Genomic DNA, 15,765 nt, shown 5'->3' with positions numbered 1-15,765 from the left:
ATATTGTACCAGAAGCCTTTCATCCATGGCGACCATCGAACCCCAAACCGTTTCGATCATCTGCACAGTGCGCGATGAAGCCGATAACATCGCCGCACTGATTGATTCAATGCTGGCCCAGACCCGCACCGCCGACGAGATTGTGATCAACGATTGCCAGAGCGTTGATATGACGCCGGCCATTGTTGCTGCTTACGCTGCGCGCTACCCGCAGATCAAGCTGGTGCGCGGCGGGCACAATATTTCGTCGGGCCGCAATAATGCCATTCGCCACGCGCGCGGCCCGATCATCGCCAGCACCGACGCCGGTCTCACCCTCGATCCGCACTGGCTGGCACGGATTGTCGCCCCCATCGAGGCCGGTGAGGCTGATGTCGTTGGCGGCTTCTTTCACCCCACGCCGCGCTCGCTCTTTGCGCTGGCGCTAGGAGAAACCAACTATCGCCGCAGCAGCGAGATCGACCCGGCAGCCTTTCTGCCGTTCGGCAAATCAATGGCCTTTCGGAAAGCGGTGTGGGAAGCGGTTGGCGGCTTCCCGGAATGGGCCAGCCACTGCGAAGACCTGCTCTTCGATCTGGCGGTCGAGCGCGCCGGCTTTCGCCGCGTCTTCGTACCGGAAGCGGTGGTGCATTTCGCGCCGCGCCCCACACTGCCCGCCTTCATCCGCCAATACTACACCTATGCCCGCGGTGACGGGCGAGCCGGGTTGTGGCCGCAACGCCATGCCTTACGTTATGCCGCATACCTGACGCTCAGCGGCCTGTTGGGCCTAGCGATCAGCCAGCCGCGCTTGCGCGCACCGGTTGGGGCGCTGATTGGGCTAGGGGTGGCTGCCTATACCCGCGGCCCCTACCGCCGGCTCTGGCCTAAACTGCGCGGCAGGCCGCTCGGCGAACGGCTGGCGGCCTTGGCGCTGGTGCCGCTGATCCGGCTGGCGGGTGACATAGCTAAGATGGTTGGCTATCCGGTTGGAATATGGCGGCACTGGCAGGAACGAACGTAACGGCGATGAGTGCAACAAAAAGTTTTTCACAAAACTTCTCTTGCAACAACTTTATGGTTGCCAAAGTTGTACGCTTTAACCGATAAACTCCTCAATCCGTTGAGATCAATCCCATCTTGACGATCCCGCAACTGGTGTGTAAACTACTAATCAATTCCAGACCTTATCTTCTTGATGATCACAAACTGTTTGGCTTAGTTCCTGATGCTATGCCAGTGATGAGAACACCCTACCTCAGGCGCGAGGTAGGGTGTTCATGGTTAATCATTTGCCGGCAAACAATGAGGCCACCCGTTATTGGCAACGTGAGAGAACGCTGCCAAGCAACCCGGCTGAGCGACATCGGCGATCACGTGCGGCAAAGGCCGTTTAGCTGTGCTGCAAGCTGGTTCTTATCACCTGCCGGCTGATGCGAACCATCTGCCTGAACCAGCTTGTCAACATCGAGCCTGTATAGCCATCCCCACGGCGGCTATGCTGGAATTTCAGCAACAGATGTTCCAAAGACGGAAAGGAGATGCGGAATGGTCAAACGAATGGTTCTACTTTGGTTAACGCTCGTGCTAGCGCTCACGGCGTGCGGGCAAAACACCGGCACAACCAGCCAACCTACCGCAGCGCCAGCCCAACCCACCCCCGCACCGAGTGGCGGGAAACTACGCTTCATCATTGGCACTGGCGGCACCGGCGGCGTGTTCTTCCCTTATGGCGGCGGTCTGGCCCGGATTTTGACCGAAAAGATGCCCAATACCGAAGCCACAGCCCAAGAGACGGGCGGCTCGGTTGATAACCTCAAGCTGTTGCAAAACGACGAAGCGCAAATTGGTTTCACGACCGCCGACTCGGCGTATGATGCGATCAACGGCGTAGCAGCGTACAAAGATACCGGCAAAGTGCCGGCGGCAGCGATTGCCGTGCTCTATCAAAGCTTCATCCACGTCGTGGCCCGCGCTGACTCTGGCATCCCAGCGTGGCCGATATGAAAGGCCGGCCAGTATCGATCGGCTCGGCAGGCAGCAGCACCGAAACGGCTGCGATCCGCTTGCTCGAAGCCGCTGGTCTGACGGTTGCCGATATTACACCGGAAAATCTGGGTGTGGCCGACTCGGTGGCCGCGATGAAAGATCAAAAGATCGATGCCTTCTTCTGGATCGGTGGTTTGCCGACGGCTGCCGTGACCGATCTGGTAACGACCGAAAAGGTGGTCTTCATCGATACGAGTGCCCTGTTGAAGCAGATGATTGACAAATACGGTCCGATCTACGCGGCGACGGTACTGCCCGCCGGCACCTACAAAGGCACCGATCAAGATGTGTCGGGGATCGGCGTCGCCAATCTGCTGGTGGTGCGCGAAGATATGCCGGCAGATCAAGTAAAGGGGATTCTGACCACCATTTTTGACAATCTCAACGAAGTGTATCAGATCCATCCGGCTGCCCGCACCTTGTCGCTCGAATCGGCGGTCACTGGCTCGTCGATTCCGTTCCATCCGGCAGCCATCGAGTTCTACAAGGAACGGGGCGTTTGGAAGGAGTGAGTATCGTCACATTGCTCAGATGTCAACGGAGTGTGGCAGTTTGACTGCCGCACTCCAGAGCATGATCTGCGAGCGTAACCGGCTAGGAAACCAACCGTTAGCCGACAAAGCGATGTTCTCCATACGCGCAGCATTGCGCTGGCGCGCATTGGAATGCGGTAACGTGGCTGCCGTACTGCCAGCGCATCCGCCGCCTGAACGGATCACTTCAGGCTACCGATTTGATATGGTCACAAAGGGGTACTACCTATGAGCACCGCCGCCAATCCGCCCAATGCCGGCTTGCCTGATACCGAAGAATTAGCCGCGAAAAAGTTGAACAACTCATCGAAGAATTCGAGAGTGAGTCGGCAACACGCAAGCTCAGCGGCCTATGGGCATGAATTGGGGGGATCATAGCAGCGTCGCTTTCAGTGTATGCCCTCTATTGGACGCAGGCCATCATCACTACACAGGTCTACCGGGCCACGTTTTTAATGCTGGTCTTGGTCTTGACCTTCCTCTACTACCCATTTCGGGCTAAATCCCGCGCCAATGTCGCGTGGTATGACATCGTGCTGGTTGCGCTGAGCGTGGCCAGTATGGTCTATCTGAGCCTCTATTTTCGCGAGGCATTGCAACGTGTCACTCAACCCACACCGGTGGCATTATGCTGCTGTTAGTGATCGAAGCCACCCGGCGCACCACCGACTTAGCACTGACCCTTGTGGCGATTGGCGCGATTTTGTATGCGTTGTTCGGCTACCTCGTACCCGAACCGTTCGACCACCGCGGCATCTCGCTGCAACGACTCATCGGCACCAACTATCTGACCCTGCAAGGGGTGTTTGGCGTTCCGCTCGATGTCGCAGCCACGTTTATCGTCTTGTTCACCATTTACGGCGCGGTGCTGGAATATAGCGGCGCCGGCAAGTTTTTTATTGATTGGTCGTTTGCCGCGTTAGGCAAATCGAAGAGCAGCGCCGGCCCCGGACGCACTGTCGCCGCCGCCGGCTTTTTGCTCGGTACCGTTTCAGGCAGCGGCGTCGCGACCACTGTCACCCTTAGCTCGCTGTCGTGGCCGATACTGCGCAAAGCCGGTTACGACCGGACGGTAGCCGCCGGTATGTTGTCGGCGTCTGGCATTGGCGCCACCCTCTCGCCGCCGACGCTCGGCGCAGCCGCCTTCCTCATTGCTGAATACCTCGACATCTCATACCTTGATGTTTTGATTATGGCCATGGTGCCAACCATTCTCTACTATCTTTCGATCTTTCTGATGATCGAAGCTGATTCACGGTTGTTGCGTACACGGCCAGTTGATATTAAAACTGAACCTTTGTGGGATTTAACCAAGAAATTTGGCTATCACTTCTCTTCCCTCTTTGCCGTCGCCATCTTGATGGCTATCGGTTTAACGCCGTTTATGGCCGTCTATTGGTCAATTGTGATCGCCTTCCTGCTTAGCTTCCTGCGTCCCGAAACCCGGCTCACCTCGCTCAAGGCACTCGCTGCCGGCGCTGCGCTCGCGGCGGTATTAATGTTGCTGAATGTCACCGGTGTTTTGCCGCGCATGCGACCGTCGCTTGCCATCTTCTGGGGCATGATGCTTACTATCGGCATTGCCGCCGCGATCGCCCTCTACCGGCGGGTGAAAAACGTGCCGGGTGAGGATGAGCATATGCGCATCTTGCGCGCCTTAGAGTATGGCGGGCGGAGTGTGATTGCGATTGCGGCCACGACGGCCTGCGCCGGAATTATTGTGTCAGTCGTCACCTTGACCGGTTTGGGGTTGAAGATTTCGGGCATGATCGTGAATCTCGGCGGTGGCAACATCTTGTTCACGATCTTCTTTGCGGCGCTAGCCGTGTGGGTGTTAGGCTTGGCCGTTCCAGTTACCGCATCGTATATTCTGGCGGCGGTGATGATTGTACCGGCCTTGCGCCAAGTCGGTGTACCCGAACCGGCAGCGCACATGTTTATCTTCTACTACGCGGTGCTGGCCGACGTGTCGCCACCCACGGCGCTGGCGCCGATGGCCGCCGCCGCAATTACCGGCGGCAAGCCATGGCCGACGATGTTTATGGCGTGGAAGTATTGTATGCCGGCGTTTCTGGTGCCGTTTATGTTTACCCTGACGATAGACGGCGCTAGCTTGTTGCTGTTATTGCCCAAGATTGGGCAAGCCGCCAATGAAGTGGCGTTAGCCTTCCAGCCAGCATAGCACGAAACACTCGCTGCGGGAGGATGGGTCACGATCGCGATCACGTTCCTGACCAGTTGTGTAGCGGTGGGTGTGCTCGCGGTTGCATTCGGCGGATGGCTCTTCCAGAAAGCAAATCTCGTTGAGCGCGTGATTATGGCGATTGCTGGCCTTGCGATGCTCTACGCCGATTTAGGTTCCGATACGATCGGGTTTGGCCTCTTTATTGTCGGCTTGATCATCCATAAGTGATCCGGATCCGCTTCCTACGCAAACCACAATCGGCGGAAACGGCGCCACAGCTCGGCGAGACGCAGCAATGAACAGCCTTGCCGCGTCTCGTCGAATTAGGCTGTCGTGGCTGGTGACCGTTGGCGGCGTTTGAATAAGCGGATGATCTTGTCAATGATCACAACCACGATGGTGATCAGGCCGATCTTGATCAACGCTTCGCCAAGCTCGTTTACGTTCGCCAATGACGGCGCTTCATTGATATGATGCTCGCCACGACCGGCAAACGCACCGCCTTCCCGCTCGCCGCCAAAGACTATCGCACCGCGTTCCCGCGCCCGAAACCCCTCTTCACGCGCCGCCACCTGCGTCACCGGCAGCAGATGATTCACCCGCAGCCAGTTAAACCACATCGCCACCAATACCGCCACCCCAACAATGATCAAGATGCGTCCGAGCGTTTTCATTGTCTCACCTCCTCTAGCCGCGCCGCTGCGGCAGCAGTTTGACGGGTCGGTTTGCGCGACGGCCAGAGCCGGCGGAACATGCCTACAATCCAACTCCAATGAATCGCGACATGCAAACCGAGGATGATCACCGTCAGATCCGACGCCTGCCGGTGAAGAATTTCGAGCGTGCGATCGCGCGGCATCGTAATCCCGAACAACGGCAACGCTTCTCGCGACATCAACACGCCGCTGGCAACAGTGATGGTAAACGCGAGAAATAGCAGCGCATTGAGCAGATAATTCAAGCGCGACCGCCACGTCGTTTTGGCCAATAGGCGCTTACCGATGGTGACAATCCATTGCCAGTGCAGCAGGACGTGAGTGATCAGCGCCGCCGCCAACGCCAAACTCAACCACTCGTGGATGGCCAACCCGCTGAAACGCGGCGCAGTCGCGATGAGAAAGGCGATGAACATTGCGCCGTCGATGAGAAAGTTGCGCCAGTTCTGATTTGTCTGCTTCATGTCACACCTCTGTCACAATTGCTGTGTACACTTTTACTGTAAGGCGCAATTATGAAGAAGTTGTGCAGAGGTGTGGTGAAGGTAGTGAAACCTTGGCAACACCACATGCAGGCCTTATCGATGAGAGCATTCTCTCAGAAAGGAGCCGTTATACCAACGTTAGAGGGATGGGCCTTTTTGGCCCTCAACCTGTTTGGTTGGGATCGTCTTCGCGCTCACGCTCTTTGAAGGAAGTGCAGCGATCATCGTGAGTGTGATCGCAACCCTGCTGAGCATTTTGTCTGGCGGGTTGTATGCGGCTTCGGTCAGGCGACAACGATAATCGCTCAGCTATCAGCCACTAAACCCAGCCCACTATCAGGGAGGCATAGCGTGCGCCGGAAGCGCTACAGTGCAAACAAATAAACCGGTGCGAGACGATGGCAGTCTCGCACCGGTTTGGATGAGCGTGCAACTAGCGGGTCTTAACGCCAAACGGCAGATACAACGGGCAGAAACCGATCGCGCTAGTGGCGAGGAACACGATCGCCACAATCCCGGCGATCCATGCCAGCGCCCCGGTTAAGACTTGGGTGACGATCATAAACCCAAGCAGCAACGCCACAATCACCCGTGCGATCCGATCAATATTGCCCATGTTCGGTGTCATTGCCTTCCTCCTCGTCATGGTATTCCTGTTGTGCCTATTACTACTATAGCCAAACGGCCAGCGTCGATCAGTGACAAAGTCACGTTGGCTGGAATCTGGAGTGCGGCAGTCAAACTGCCGCACGGCTTATCACTCAGACGCAAAGCGAGCAAAGACGCAGAGGGGGTAAACACAAAGGACGCAAAGCGTCTTTGGGATACCTCACCCCTCACCTCTCCCACTGGCGCGGGAGAGGTGAGGGGTGAGGGCCAGCCACCCGCGCAGCGGGCTTCGTACCTGAGGACCGGGTTCTCGCCCTTGAACTCCCGGATGGGGCTTTTCCTGCCTCCCCTCACACTGACAACCGGGCTATCGCTACCCAACCCCATCTTGTGGTATCGTATGCCGGTAAGCACACGCAACGGAGATGAACGGCATGCGGATTCTCTTTATCACCGGCGAATACCCGCCGCAGCCGGGAGGTGTCGGCGACTATACCCAACGGCTGGCGCAGATGATCGCGATCGCCGGGCACGAGGCGATCACGCTGACGGCAAGGCAGGGGCGCTGGCAACTCTGGCGGTCAACGCGCAACGGCAACGAGGCATTGGTTGCGCCGGGGGGCCGGGCTAGTTGGCGGCTGGTTGCTGCCGGACGGCTGGCGCGGCTCGTGAGCCGCATCCGGCCCGATTGGTGCCATATCCAGTACCAGACCGGCGCGTATCAGTTGCAGGTTGGCATCAATGTGCTACCGTTACTCTTGCGCCGCACTGGCATCGCGAGCGCCATCACCTATCACGACTTGTTGCCGCCGTACCTCTTCCCCAAGGCTGGGCCAGTGCGCGATTGGGTGACGCTGCTGCCGGCGTGCGCAGCCACAGCCGTAATTGCCACCAACCCTGAAGATGAAGCCACCCTGCGCAACGCCGGCCTCCAGCCCCGCCTGATCCCGATTGGGGCCAATATCGAACCGGCCCTGCCGCCCGATTACGATCGCGCCGCGTGGCGGGAACGGCTAGGTGTGGCTGCCGGCGAGGCGCTGATCGGCTATTTTGGCCTGTTGTCGCCGGGCAAGGGGGTGGATATGCTGATCGATCTGGTGGCCGGCCAACCGCATTGGCGCTTGCTGATCATCGGCGGCGCCGCCACTGCCCCCACCGATCGCGCCTATGCCGGAACGGTGCAACAACGTCTCGCAACCGCCGGCCTGCGCGATCGGGTAATCATCACCGGCCACGTCGCCGCCGAGCACGTCTCGGCCTATCTCAGCGCCTGCGATGTGGTGACGCTGCCTTTCCGCGACGGCGCCTCATTGCGGCGCGGCAGCTTGCTGGCTGCGCTGGCTCACGGCTGCGCCATCGTCACCACCCCGCCCACCTCGCCGGCCACCGCCGCCGCACTCACCGGCGCAGTACAATTCGCTGCGGCCCAACCCGACGCCTTTGCGACTGCAATCAGCGCCTTGTTAGAAAACCCCGCCACCCGCATGCGCCTCAGCGAAACAGCCCGCGCCGTGGCCCGCCGATTTGACTGGCAGGCCATCGCCGCTGCCCATCACGAGATGTATCAAACAGTGGTACGGCGATAACCTGTGCAGGACGTTTTTGCTTTGGCCTTGGGAGCACGGGCCGCTGGCCCGCCGATGACAATCATGGCGCGCTGCGCGCGAGAGCCATGCGCTCAGTTATGTATTTCGCTACAGCGGGAGATTGCTTCGGGCGCTGCGCGCCCTCGCAATGACAATCGGGCCACCCGCGCCGCACCTCTCGCAATAACAGGCTGGTGATCGTTCAACCGCTAGCACCACGCCGCACCGCATCGCGCAGATCGCGCGCAACGCGAATGTCGCCCAAAGCAATGCCTAATCCCACAATCGTCTGCGCCACTTCGGGGCTCACACCGATCAGCGTAAGTCGTGCTCCAAGCAAACGCACGCTACGCGCCAGCGCGATCAGTCCGTCAGCCGCTAACTGATCAAGCAAGGGCACCCCGGTCACATCAACCAACAGCGATTGCGCCCGGCTCTGCTCGATCGCCTGCAACGCTCGCTGCTGAGCCAGCACCAACCGTTCGCCATCAAGCACGCCGATCAGCGGCATTACCAGCATATCATCACGCACAGCTAAAATCGGCACGCTCAAGGTGCGAATCTCGCGCCGCTGTCGCTCGTTTTCGGCCAACGCCGCAGCTAGCGCCGCCTGCCGTTGCTCGCTTTCCGCTAACGCTGCTTGCAAGGCGGCGGTGCGCTCGGCCACCCGATCCTCCAGCGCCCGATTGGTTTGGGCCAACTGCTGCGCTAACTGCTCAGCCCTCGTCTGCGCTGCGGTTGCCAACTCAATCGCCCGCCGCACGCTGCGGGTGCCAATGCTGGCAATGAAGCCACAGATCACTGTCAACAATACCCCGACCGCAACCACCTCACCGGGTGAAGGCGAGAACTGGCGCTGGCCGGCCAGCGCCCACCATTGTCCCATCATACCAGCCACGCTGACCGCGATGGCAAAGACGATGTGGCGCTCTCGCCCGATCACCGCCGCCACCACAACCGCCACGACTGCATACACCGGCATCAAGCCAATCTGGCCAGTGGTAAACGGAATAATCGCAAAACTCACCGCCAGTAGCGCGACCATTCCAATAGTTGCCCAATCGACCAAACCGCGCCGGGCAAGGAGCAGCACGCCTATAACGGGGAATAAACCGATCACGCTCGTCAACACTGGCGGCAACGGTTCCGGCTGAATTGCCGCCAAAGGCAGCGAACAGAGCACAAGCGCAATGATACTGATCCCAATAATGAGAATATTTTGACCCCGGCGTTGGAACTCTGGATCAGGGTGCGGGATGGTCAGCCATCGATCGCGCAGGGATTGTTTCATACGAAACCCCACCAGTTGGAGGTGAATAATGGCCGCGTACTGGCATTGTAGCACGGCGACGAGGTCTCAAAAAGACGCATTTCGCAGCGCACCATCGTGAGATCTCAATACAAACAAAACCCCTTCGCTACGTTTCGAGAAGGGGTTTTGTTTAACCAAGTTCGCGTTCAGCCGATTAATCAGCCGCAGCCGCCGTCTGGCGCGCCAGCTGTCCCCACCACATGGCCGCGCTCAGCGGCGCTAAACTTAGCATTGCACCAATCAGGCAGAGGATCAGATAGCCCAATCCGGCCAAAATAAACCCGCTGCTCAGGCTGCCAAACGCCGAACCCAAATTGACGAGCAGATCGCTCGCACCCTGTATTGATCCGCGTTCGGTAGGGGTAATGGCGTCGGCTAACAGTGACGATCCGGCAATGTAGCAGAAATTCCACCCCAACCCGACCAAAAACAACCCCAAGGCCAGCCACGGTGTGAGCAGCGAAGCCGGTGAAATCAGCGCCCCCGCAATCAACATCAGCGCGCCGAGAATGATGGTGAGCGGACGTCCTAGCCGATCGGCGATCCGTCCGGTCAACATTGACAACCCAAACATGCCGAAGGTGTGGGCGCCGATCACGAGCGAAATGCTGTCAAGACCATGGGCGTGGTGGCTCATGTGCAGTGAGGTGACACTCATCACCAACACCATCACGACTTGCCCCAACACCATGCTCACCAACCCGGCCCGCACCAGCGGCAAGCGCAAGATTGCGCGCAGCGAGCGCGCAGGTGCGGCTGGCGCCTGCGCGGAAGCGGCGGCTTGCGTCGCCACCCGCAACGCCAACACGCGCGGATCGGGGTGCAAAAAGAGCAATAACACCAACGCCGCCAATGCAAACAGTACTGCGCCGCCAAACATCGGCCCGGTCAGTTCGGGCAATCCGCTCACTGCCGCGAATTGGCCTAACGGCCCGACCAGCAACGGCCCGCCCACCGCGCCAATCGTCCCGGCAAAGACGATCGTGCTAATCGCACCCGCGCGCCGGTCGGGCAGCACCGCATCAGCCGCCGCGTAACGGCTTTGGTCAATAATCCCGCGCGCCATCCCAACCAGAAATAGCCCGCCTAAGAACAGCAAAAACGAGTGGCTCAGCACGGCGATTCCATCGACCACCATCCCTGCCAACCCCAACAGCATCCCGGCGATGAGGCCGGGCCGGCGGCCAAACTGCTGCATCGCCCTGCCGGCAGGGTAGGCTGACAGCGACGCGCCAGCCAGCATCAGCGTCGCCGGCAAGCCGGCTAGCGCGTCGTTGCCGCTCAGTTGCGCGCCCGCAATCGCATTGACCGCGATGTTGGCAATCACCGCAGCAGATGCTAAACTTTGCGTAACAAATAAAGCGCCGATAATCCGGCGCGTGGCGACGGCGTGGTCGAAAGCGATCGCAGACATGAACAGAGCTCCGTGCGTGCGTTGCAGCGAGAATCGATCCTGCTTTGTATCATAACAGATTTTTGTCTTATCAAGCAATTACCCAACCTGATCAAGGCAGTGAACGACAGGCGCCACAGAGCAGGCTGGCATGGCAGGTGTTGTGACTGTGGTCAACTCGCCCGGCCACATCAGTAAATCATAGCTATCAACGGCCCCAAAAAGCGCTAACGAATGGCATCATAGTGTGGCGTGTTCAACTGTCTATTCTTGGCCCATCACAGAGACGGTTCGCACGAACCGCTCGCCTAAATATCCGCCATCTCTGTTTTCCCAGCGAGTCACTATGCGTCTCTTTCGCCGTTTCCAACTCCTCATTGCTCGTCTTTCCGCCACCCGCCCCAGTGCATGGTTCGTGCGCACCTGCGTTCAACCGCTTGACCGGCTCGTTCTACGGATTACTGGCGGACGGATGGGGGTCGTGTCGCTTGTGTATCCCACGCTGGTGCTCATTACCACTGGTGCGCGTAGCGGCGTGCAACGGCGCACCCCGCTGCTGTTCTTGCCCGACGGCAACCGGGTTGTGCTGGTAGCCTCGAACTTTGGCCGCGATCGCCATCCCGGCTGGTACTACAACCTGCGCGCCAATCCGCAGGCGCAGGTCAACATCTACGGCCACACCTTCACCTGTTGGGCGCGCGAAGCTACCGGCATTGAATATCTCGAACTGTGGGAACGGGCCGTGCGCTATTATCCCGGTTTTGCCGTCTATGCCCGTCGGGCCGGACGCACCATACCGATCGTGGTGCTTGATATCAGTATGCCCACCTAATAACCAAGGGCGTTACCAGCCCCTCAATGAGCGCCGCCGCCAACACCAACGGCGCAATGACCAACAACCACACCTTTGCCGCCTGAGCCGCCGCCCAGAGCAGGTTCTCGCCCAACGTAAATTCTCCCGGCGCGGTGAGCAATGCCGCGCCCATGCGCAAGCCTAACGCGGCGTTGAACAAAAATATGGGCAGCTCGATAATGCCATGCGGCAATAGATACGCCATCAGAAAAGTCAATGGGCTATCAAACCCAACCCCGCCGCGTTCGATCAGCCGCCCGCAGACATAGCCGATCTGAGTAAAGACCGTAGCCGGCACTAGAAACGGAAATACGCCTAGACTAACTGGCGCTAGCAGATTCGAGAGGATTGAAACCCGCAAGTTATTCAAAAAAACAAATAGCGCTAACCACAGTGATGGCGCTGGTCCAAACGCAATCGCATCCAGCATCCGTTCTACCGGCGGCAACACCAGCGTGCGCGCCTGCCAAAAACCGAATCCCATCCCCCCCACCGCCGCCAACAAACCCACGGCGAGCGGCAAACGCAGTTCTCGCAGCAATGCCGGCAGCTCGGCGCGATAAAATCGCCATGGTGAGAAGGACAACCCAGCGTAGGCATACAACGGAGTGCCTGCCGGATGGTATTCGTTGAAGAATTGGCGAAAAGCTGCCCAAACCCGGCGCAAACTCATCTCTTCGCGGTTGCGCGAGAAGATCGCCGCGCGCTGGAAGGTTTGCAACCCGCTGCGCAGAAATGCCGTCGCCACCACGAGGATAGCCAGCATCGCCAACCAAATCACATCAAACCGTTGGGCAATGAAGTACGGGGCTTGGATCTGTAAAATCGCCGTTGTCGGCAAGAGAATCCCTGATGCTAACAACGAAGCCTCGCGCACACTGCCAGCATGGATCGAGAGGCTCACCGCCCCGGTGACGAGCGCTACCGCGACGACCACGGTCAGCAATCCCACCATCACTACCACTTCCGGCGGCATCCCGTAAGCGTAGAGCGCCGGGAAATAGATTGCCACCAGTGCGTAGAAGAAATATTGGGTGAACAGAGCAGTGACGAGCGGGATCAGCAGCGTTCCCACCAACTTGCCGAAAAAGAGTTGGTGATCGGTAACCGGCACAGCGCATAGCGACTCTAGCGTGTTGCGTTCACGTTCCCCAACAAACGACTCGAGCGCCGCGACCAGCGCAAAGCTAATCGGAACGAAACCGGCCAACACACCGCCAAACGGAACCAATGGCGCTAACGCCAGCGGATCGTCGAGCTGAGGATAAATAGCATAGATCGCTGCGGTCAGGCCGGTAGGCATCAGAATGGTCAGAAAACTTAGTAACCCCACCGAGCGCCAGTCGCGAGTGATCTCGATCAACTCGCGCCGGGCGATGATCCAGATCGGGCCGCCGCTAAACCACGCGATTTGCCGGCGCGGGCGCGCGCGTTGACCAAACCACGGACGCCGGATCTGTTCGCGGGCCAGCAGTTCTTCCCGGCTAAACGACCGCATCCCGATTTGCACCAGCAACACCACTAACGCACTCAACCCCACCCACATAGCGACGACCAGATCCCACCGATCGTTCACGATTAGAAACGCAATCAATTGCACGACCAAAGCCAGCGGCACCAAAATCAGGCTCGAGAGCAAACTCGCCGCGCGCACTGTTGTGACGTGTGACGAGATAATCACTGCGCCGCTCACCATCACCAGCGCCATCGTAACGACTAACGCCAGCAACAGCAACAGCCGCAGCGGTTGAAACGCGATCAACGCCACATCAGGCGCAAAGACGTGCAAGATCAAGCCAAATACCAATTGGCTGAGCAACGCGCCAAGCAGCGGCAGGGCCAACGCTGCCGCCAGTTTCGCGAGGTACAATTCGCGATCGCTGAGCGGCAGCGCGAGCAGCGTTTCCAACGTATTGCGTTCGCGTTCACCGGCAAACGACTCAAGTGCGAGAACGAGCGAGAAGCCAGCCGGCAAAAAGCCCACCAACAGAATGGCAAACGGGATAATCTGAATTGCCAGCTCAACCTGTTCAGTAAAGCGAATCAGCGTCAACGCCGCCGCTGCCACCAGCGCCGGCAGCGCCATCGAGAGGAGCGCGAGCGGGATGACTTGGCGCCAATCGGTTAAGTTATCGCGCAACTCGCGGCGGGTAATGACCCACCACGCCGGCAACGGGTGCGTTCGCATAGTAACCGTCGCAGATTGCGGGAACGAAAATCGTTTCATAAGTTCACCGGGAATGCGCAGCCGTCAGCGCCTCATCCTCAGCCACAATCCGTAGATAGAGGTCTTCGAGCCGGCGCGGTTGTTCAGAAAGGCTATATACCCCAATCCCAGCCTCAACCAGCCGGTTCAGAATCGCTGGATTCAGCAGATGCGGCTCAGCAGTCTGCCACCCTAACCGGTCATTGCCAACCGCCTCTGCCGCCACCAGATTGCGCACAATCGCCAACGCTCGGTCTTGATCGACTGAACGGGCCAAGGTCAGTTCAAAGGCCGGATCGCCAAGCAACCGGCGGCTAAGTTCGGCGAAGGGGCCGGCGGCAATAATCTGGCCGCCGCGAATAATGGCGATCCGGTCGGCCAATTCCTCGGCCTCGCTCAAATTGTGCGTCGTCAGCAAGATACTGCGCTTGGCGCTGCGCAGCTCGCCGATCGCATCGCGCACGGTGCGCGCGCTCTGCGGATCCATCGCCGTCGTCGGCTCATCGAGAAACAACACCGACGGATCGTGGATCATTGCCCGGATGAGCGCCATCTTTTGCCGCATGCCCTTGGAAAAACTCTCTAAGCTGCGGTCGCGCACCTCCCAGAGGCCAAATTGGCGCAAGAGCATTTCGCTGCGCTGGCGACACTGGGTTGCGTCAACGCCAAGCAGTGCGCCAAAGAAGGCGAGATATTCCAACGCTGCCATGCGCCCGTATAAGCCGGGGTATTCGGTCAACAACCCCACCATCCCGCGCACCCGTTGCGCATCGCGCACTACATCACAGCCGCAGATGCGCGCTTGCCCGCTGCTCGGCGGCAAAATCGCTGCCAGCATGCGCACGGTAGTCGTCTTACCGGCGCCGTTGGGACCTAACAGCGCGACTAATTCACCCGGCTCAACCACCAGATTGAGATCGCGCACAGCGACAAAATCACCAAATTGTTTGTTCAGATGGATGGCTTCGATCATGCTATGCCTACTTGGTACGGTGGATAGATCTCCGGCGCGGACTACTCGCATAGGTATTGTACACCGGGTTCATTACCAACCGGTAGGTACACACGGCTGTTCGTCCCTACCATGGATGACGTAACTTAGGTATACTGCATATAAATCCCATCACCAACTTGGAGCATCACATGGACGAACCACAGCGCAGTAATGGCCCAGATATGGGCAACCAGCTCACGTATTGGAGCATTGTCGGCATCACGGCGCTCCTCTGTTTTGCATGGCTGCTGACCGGCAGTCTCGTGCTGACGCTGATTATTATCGTGCTTGGGCTGCTCCATTTGGCGCAATTCTTTCCTGACGCCGAAGCCTTGATTCGCACCGACCCGATTCTGCTCGCGCTGCGCCGGTTCTCGCTGCTGCTGGTGCTGGTCATTACCGTCATTGCGATCGTCATACGGTACGTTCAGTTGTGAAATTTAGACGTTTTGCACAAACCATGCAGCGTTTCAGTTGTTGAAATCATCCAATTCCTCTGCTATGATGCAAGCAGTAAGCCATCGCATGTGATGGCTGCCGCCAGTTTCAGCGGAGAGCTGGCCGGTGGTTGCAATGCAGCAGCGCGGAGGAAGCGATGGAAGTGCAAGGTATCTTGATTGGCTTGATCGGGTGGGCAGCGACGGCTGTGCTGGCGCTGGGAGCGCCGCGGCTGTCAGCGATTGAACAGCGGGCCGCTATTGTCTGTAGCTGGCTGGTGTGGATGATCCCCGGTTTTGGGGCGTTTGTGCGTAGCGGTGCCATTACGATCGACGCCGCCGCTCTCTATATTGGGGTCTCGACAGTGCTGTTAGCCGCGCTGCTGCTGATCGGCGCGCGCGGGCGCAAGCGGGTGCGGTAAAGGTAG

The 15,765-nt window shown here is 58.8% G+C and carries 17 protein-coding genes; 10 read left to right on the top strand and 7 right to left on the bottom strand.

All coding sequences use genetic code 11. The annotated features are described in order from the left end of the window. Positions 1 to 25: 25 nt before the first annotated feature. The 6 genes from U9R61_RS15435 to U9R61_RS15410 all read left to right on the top strand — a co-directional run bounded on the left by U9R61_RS15435 (position 26) and on the right by U9R61_RS15410 (position 4,974). Entirely contained in the window at positions 26 to 1,003 is a 978-nt protein-coding gene (locus U9R61_RS15435) for a glycosyltransferase (protein WP_322489703.1), read from the top strand. 524 nt (positions 1,004 to 1,527) lie between these two features. After that, positions 1,528 to 1,986, top strand: a complete 459-nt coding sequence (locus U9R61_RS15430; RefSeq protein WP_322489702.1) for a TAXI family TRAP transporter solute-binding subunit — start codon at positions 1,528 to 1,530, stop codon at positions 1,984 to 1,986. Continuing rightward, positions 1,983 to 2,540 carry a TAXI family TRAP transporter solute-binding subunit gene (locus tag U9R61_RS15425; RefSeq protein WP_322489701.1) on the top strand — a complete coding sequence of 186 codons (558 nt, stop codon included), beginning with the start codon at positions 1,983 to 1,985 and terminating at the stop codon, positions 2,538 to 2,540. Before U9R61_RS15430 ends, U9R61_RS15425 begins: the two co-directional genes overlap by 4 nt. 413 nt (positions 2,541 to 2,953) lie before the next feature. Beyond that, entirely contained in the window at positions 2,954 to 3,202 is a 249-nt protein-coding gene (locus tag U9R61_RS15420; RefSeq protein ID WP_322489700.1) for a hypothetical protein, read from the top strand. Further along, positions 3,190 to 4,743, top strand: coding sequence for a TRAP transporter fused permease subunit (locus U9R61_RS15415; RefSeq protein ID WP_322489699.1), 1,554 nt, complete (start codon positions 3,190 to 3,192; stop codon positions 4,741 to 4,743). The genes U9R61_RS15420 and U9R61_RS15415 overlap by 13 nt, the downstream gene beginning before the upstream one ends. Before the next feature lie 72 nt (positions 4,744 to 4,815). Then, entirely contained in the window at positions 4,816 to 4,974 is a 159-nt protein-coding gene (locus U9R61_RS15410) for a hypothetical protein (protein ID WP_322489698.1), read from the top strand. A 95-nt stretch (positions 4,975 to 5,069) separates the two neighbouring features. Here U9R61_RS15410 and U9R61_RS15405 read toward each other — a convergent pair whose 3' ends face one another. The 3 genes from U9R61_RS15405 to U9R61_RS15395 all read right to left on the bottom strand — a co-directional run bounded on the left by U9R61_RS15405 (position 5,070) and on the right by U9R61_RS15395 (position 6,575). After that, positions 5,070 to 5,420 carry a hypothetical protein gene (locus U9R61_RS15405; RefSeq protein ID WP_322489697.1) on the bottom strand — a complete coding sequence of 117 codons (351 nt, stop codon included), beginning with the start codon at positions 5,418 to 5,420 and terminating at the stop codon, positions 5,070 to 5,072. Beyond that, positions 5,417 to 5,926 carry a DUF4405 domain-containing protein gene (locus U9R61_RS15400; RefSeq protein ID WP_322489696.1) on the bottom strand — a complete coding sequence of 170 codons (510 nt, stop codon included), beginning with the start codon at positions 5,924 to 5,926 and terminating at the stop codon, positions 5,417 to 5,419. Before U9R61_RS15400 ends, U9R61_RS15405 begins: the two co-directional genes overlap by 4 nt. A gap of 454 nt (positions 5,927 to 6,380) precedes the next feature. Then, entirely contained in the window at positions 6,381 to 6,575 is a 195-nt protein-coding gene (locus tag U9R61_RS15395) for a DUF2892 domain-containing protein (protein WP_322489695.1), read from the bottom strand. A 415-nt stretch (positions 6,576 to 6,990) separates the two neighbouring features. Between U9R61_RS15395 and U9R61_RS15390 the strand changes: the two genes are divergently transcribed. Next, complete coding sequence (locus U9R61_RS15390) at positions 6,991 to 8,142, top strand: glycosyltransferase (protein WP_322489694.1); 1,152 nt, start codon at positions 6,991 to 6,993, stop codon at positions 8,140 to 8,142. Between the two features lie 202 nt (positions 8,143 to 8,344). Here the strand turns inward: U9R61_RS15390 and U9R61_RS15385 are convergent, their stop codons facing one another. Further along, on the bottom strand, positions 8,345 to 9,433 hold the full coding sequence (locus tag U9R61_RS15385; RefSeq protein ID WP_322489693.1) for an STAS domain-containing protein: 1,089 nt from the start codon (positions 9,431 to 9,433) through the stop codon (positions 8,345 to 8,347). Between the two features lie 175 nt (positions 9,434 to 9,608). Then, a complete protein-coding gene (locus U9R61_RS15380; RefSeq protein WP_322489692.1) occupies positions 9,609 to 10,868 on the bottom strand; it encodes an MFS transporter in 1,260 nt (419 codons plus the stop codon). Between the two features lie 325 nt (positions 10,869 to 11,193). On the opposite strand from U9R61_RS15380, the gene U9R61_RS15375 reads away from it, so the two are divergent. After that, complete coding sequence (locus U9R61_RS15375) at positions 11,194 to 11,679, top strand: nitroreductase family deazaflavin-dependent oxidoreductase (protein ID WP_322489691.1); 486 nt, start codon at positions 11,194 to 11,196, stop codon at positions 11,677 to 11,679. On the opposite strand, the gene U9R61_RS15370 is transcribed toward U9R61_RS15375, so the two are convergent. Further along, positions 11,663 to 13,927 carry an ABC transporter permease subunit gene (locus U9R61_RS15370; RefSeq protein ID WP_322489690.1) on the bottom strand — a complete coding sequence of 755 codons (2,265 nt, stop codon included), beginning with the start codon at positions 13,925 to 13,927 and terminating at the stop codon, positions 11,663 to 11,665. The genes U9R61_RS15375 and U9R61_RS15370 overlap by 17 nt on opposite strands. Before the next feature lie 4 nt (positions 13,928 to 13,931). Continuing rightward, positions 13,932 to 14,879: an ABC transporter ATP-binding protein gene (locus U9R61_RS15365; RefSeq protein ID WP_322489689.1), complete on the bottom strand. Its 948-nt coding sequence runs from the start codon at positions 14,877 to 14,879 to the stop codon at positions 13,932 to 13,934. 170 nt (positions 14,880 to 15,049) lie between these two features. Here U9R61_RS15365 and U9R61_RS15360 point away from each other — a divergent pair, with 170 nt between their 5' ends. After that, positions 15,050 to 15,337 carry a hypothetical protein gene (locus U9R61_RS15360; protein WP_322489688.1) on the top strand — a complete coding sequence of 96 codons (288 nt, stop codon included), beginning with the start codon at positions 15,050 to 15,052 and terminating at the stop codon, positions 15,335 to 15,337. Positions 15,338 to 15,495: 158 nt separating this feature from the next. After that, a complete protein-coding gene (locus U9R61_RS15355; protein ID WP_322489687.1) occupies positions 15,496 to 15,759 on the top strand; it encodes a hypothetical protein in 264 nt (87 codons plus the stop codon). The last annotated feature ends 6 nt before the right edge of the window (positions 15,760 to 15,765 follow it).

The organism is Chloroflexus sp. (assembly GCF_034431535.1).
GTDB lineage: Bacteria > Chloroflexota > Chloroflexia > Chloroflexales > Chloroflexaceae > Chloroflexus.
This window is presented reverse-complemented; position numbering and strand designations above follow the sequence as displayed.

Bases quoted from the DNA above. Each gene is read 5' to 3' on its own strand.
- U9R61_RS15430 (WP_322489702.1), top strand. From the start codon at position 1,528: ATGGTCAAACGAATGGTTCTACTTTGGTTAACGCTCGTGCTAGCGCTC.
- U9R61_RS15375 (WP_322489691.1), top strand. From the start codon at position 11,194: ATGCGTCTCTTTCGCCGTTTCCAACTCCTCATTGCTCGTCTTTCCGCC.
- U9R61_RS15425 (WP_322489701.1), top strand. From the start codon at position 1,983: ATGAAAGGCCGGCCAGTATCGATCGGCTCGGCAGGCAGCAGCACCGAA.
- U9R61_RS15365 (WP_322489689.1), bottom strand. From the start codon at position 14,879: ATGATCGAAGCCATCCATCTGAACAAACAATTTGGTGATTTTGTCGCT.
- U9R61_RS15370 (WP_322489690.1), bottom strand. From the start codon at position 13,927: ATGAAACGATTTTCGTTCCCGCAATCTGCGACGGTTACTATGCGAACG.
- U9R61_RS15390 (WP_322489694.1), top strand. From the start codon at position 6,991: ATGCGGATTCTCTTTATCACCGGCGAATACCCGCCGCAGCCGGGAGGT.
- U9R61_RS15400 (WP_322489696.1), bottom strand. From the start codon at position 5,926: ATGAAGCAGACAAATCAGAACTGGCGCAACTTTCTCATCGACGGCGCA.
- U9R61_RS15435 (WP_322489703.1), top strand. From the start codon at position 26: ATGGCGACCATCGAACCCCAAACCGTTTCGATCATCTGCACAGTGCGC.
- U9R61_RS15395 (WP_322489695.1), bottom strand. From the start codon at position 6,575: ATGACACCGAACATGGGCAATATTGATCGGATCGCACGGGTGATTGTG.
- U9R61_RS15405 (WP_322489697.1), bottom strand. From the start codon at position 5,420: ATGAAAACGCTCGGACGCATCTTGATCATTGTTGGGGTGGCGGTATTG.
- U9R61_RS15380 (WP_322489692.1), bottom strand. From the start codon at position 10,868: ATGTCTGCGATCGCTTTCGACCACGCCGTCGCCACGCGCCGGATTATC.
- U9R61_RS15415 (WP_322489699.1), top strand. From the start codon at position 3,190: ATGCTGCTGTTAGTGATCGAAGCCACCCGGCGCACCACCGACTTAGCA.
- U9R61_RS15355 (WP_322489687.1), top strand. From the start codon at position 15,496: ATGGAAGTGCAAGGTATCTTGATTGGCTTGATCGGGTGGGCAGCGACG.
- U9R61_RS15385 (WP_322489693.1), bottom strand. From the start codon at position 9,433: ATGAAACAATCCCTGCGCGATCGATGGCTGACCATCCCGCACCCTGAT.
- U9R61_RS15360 (WP_322489688.1), top strand. From the start codon at position 15,050: ATGGACGAACCACAGCGCAGTAATGGCCCAGATATGGGCAACCAGCTC.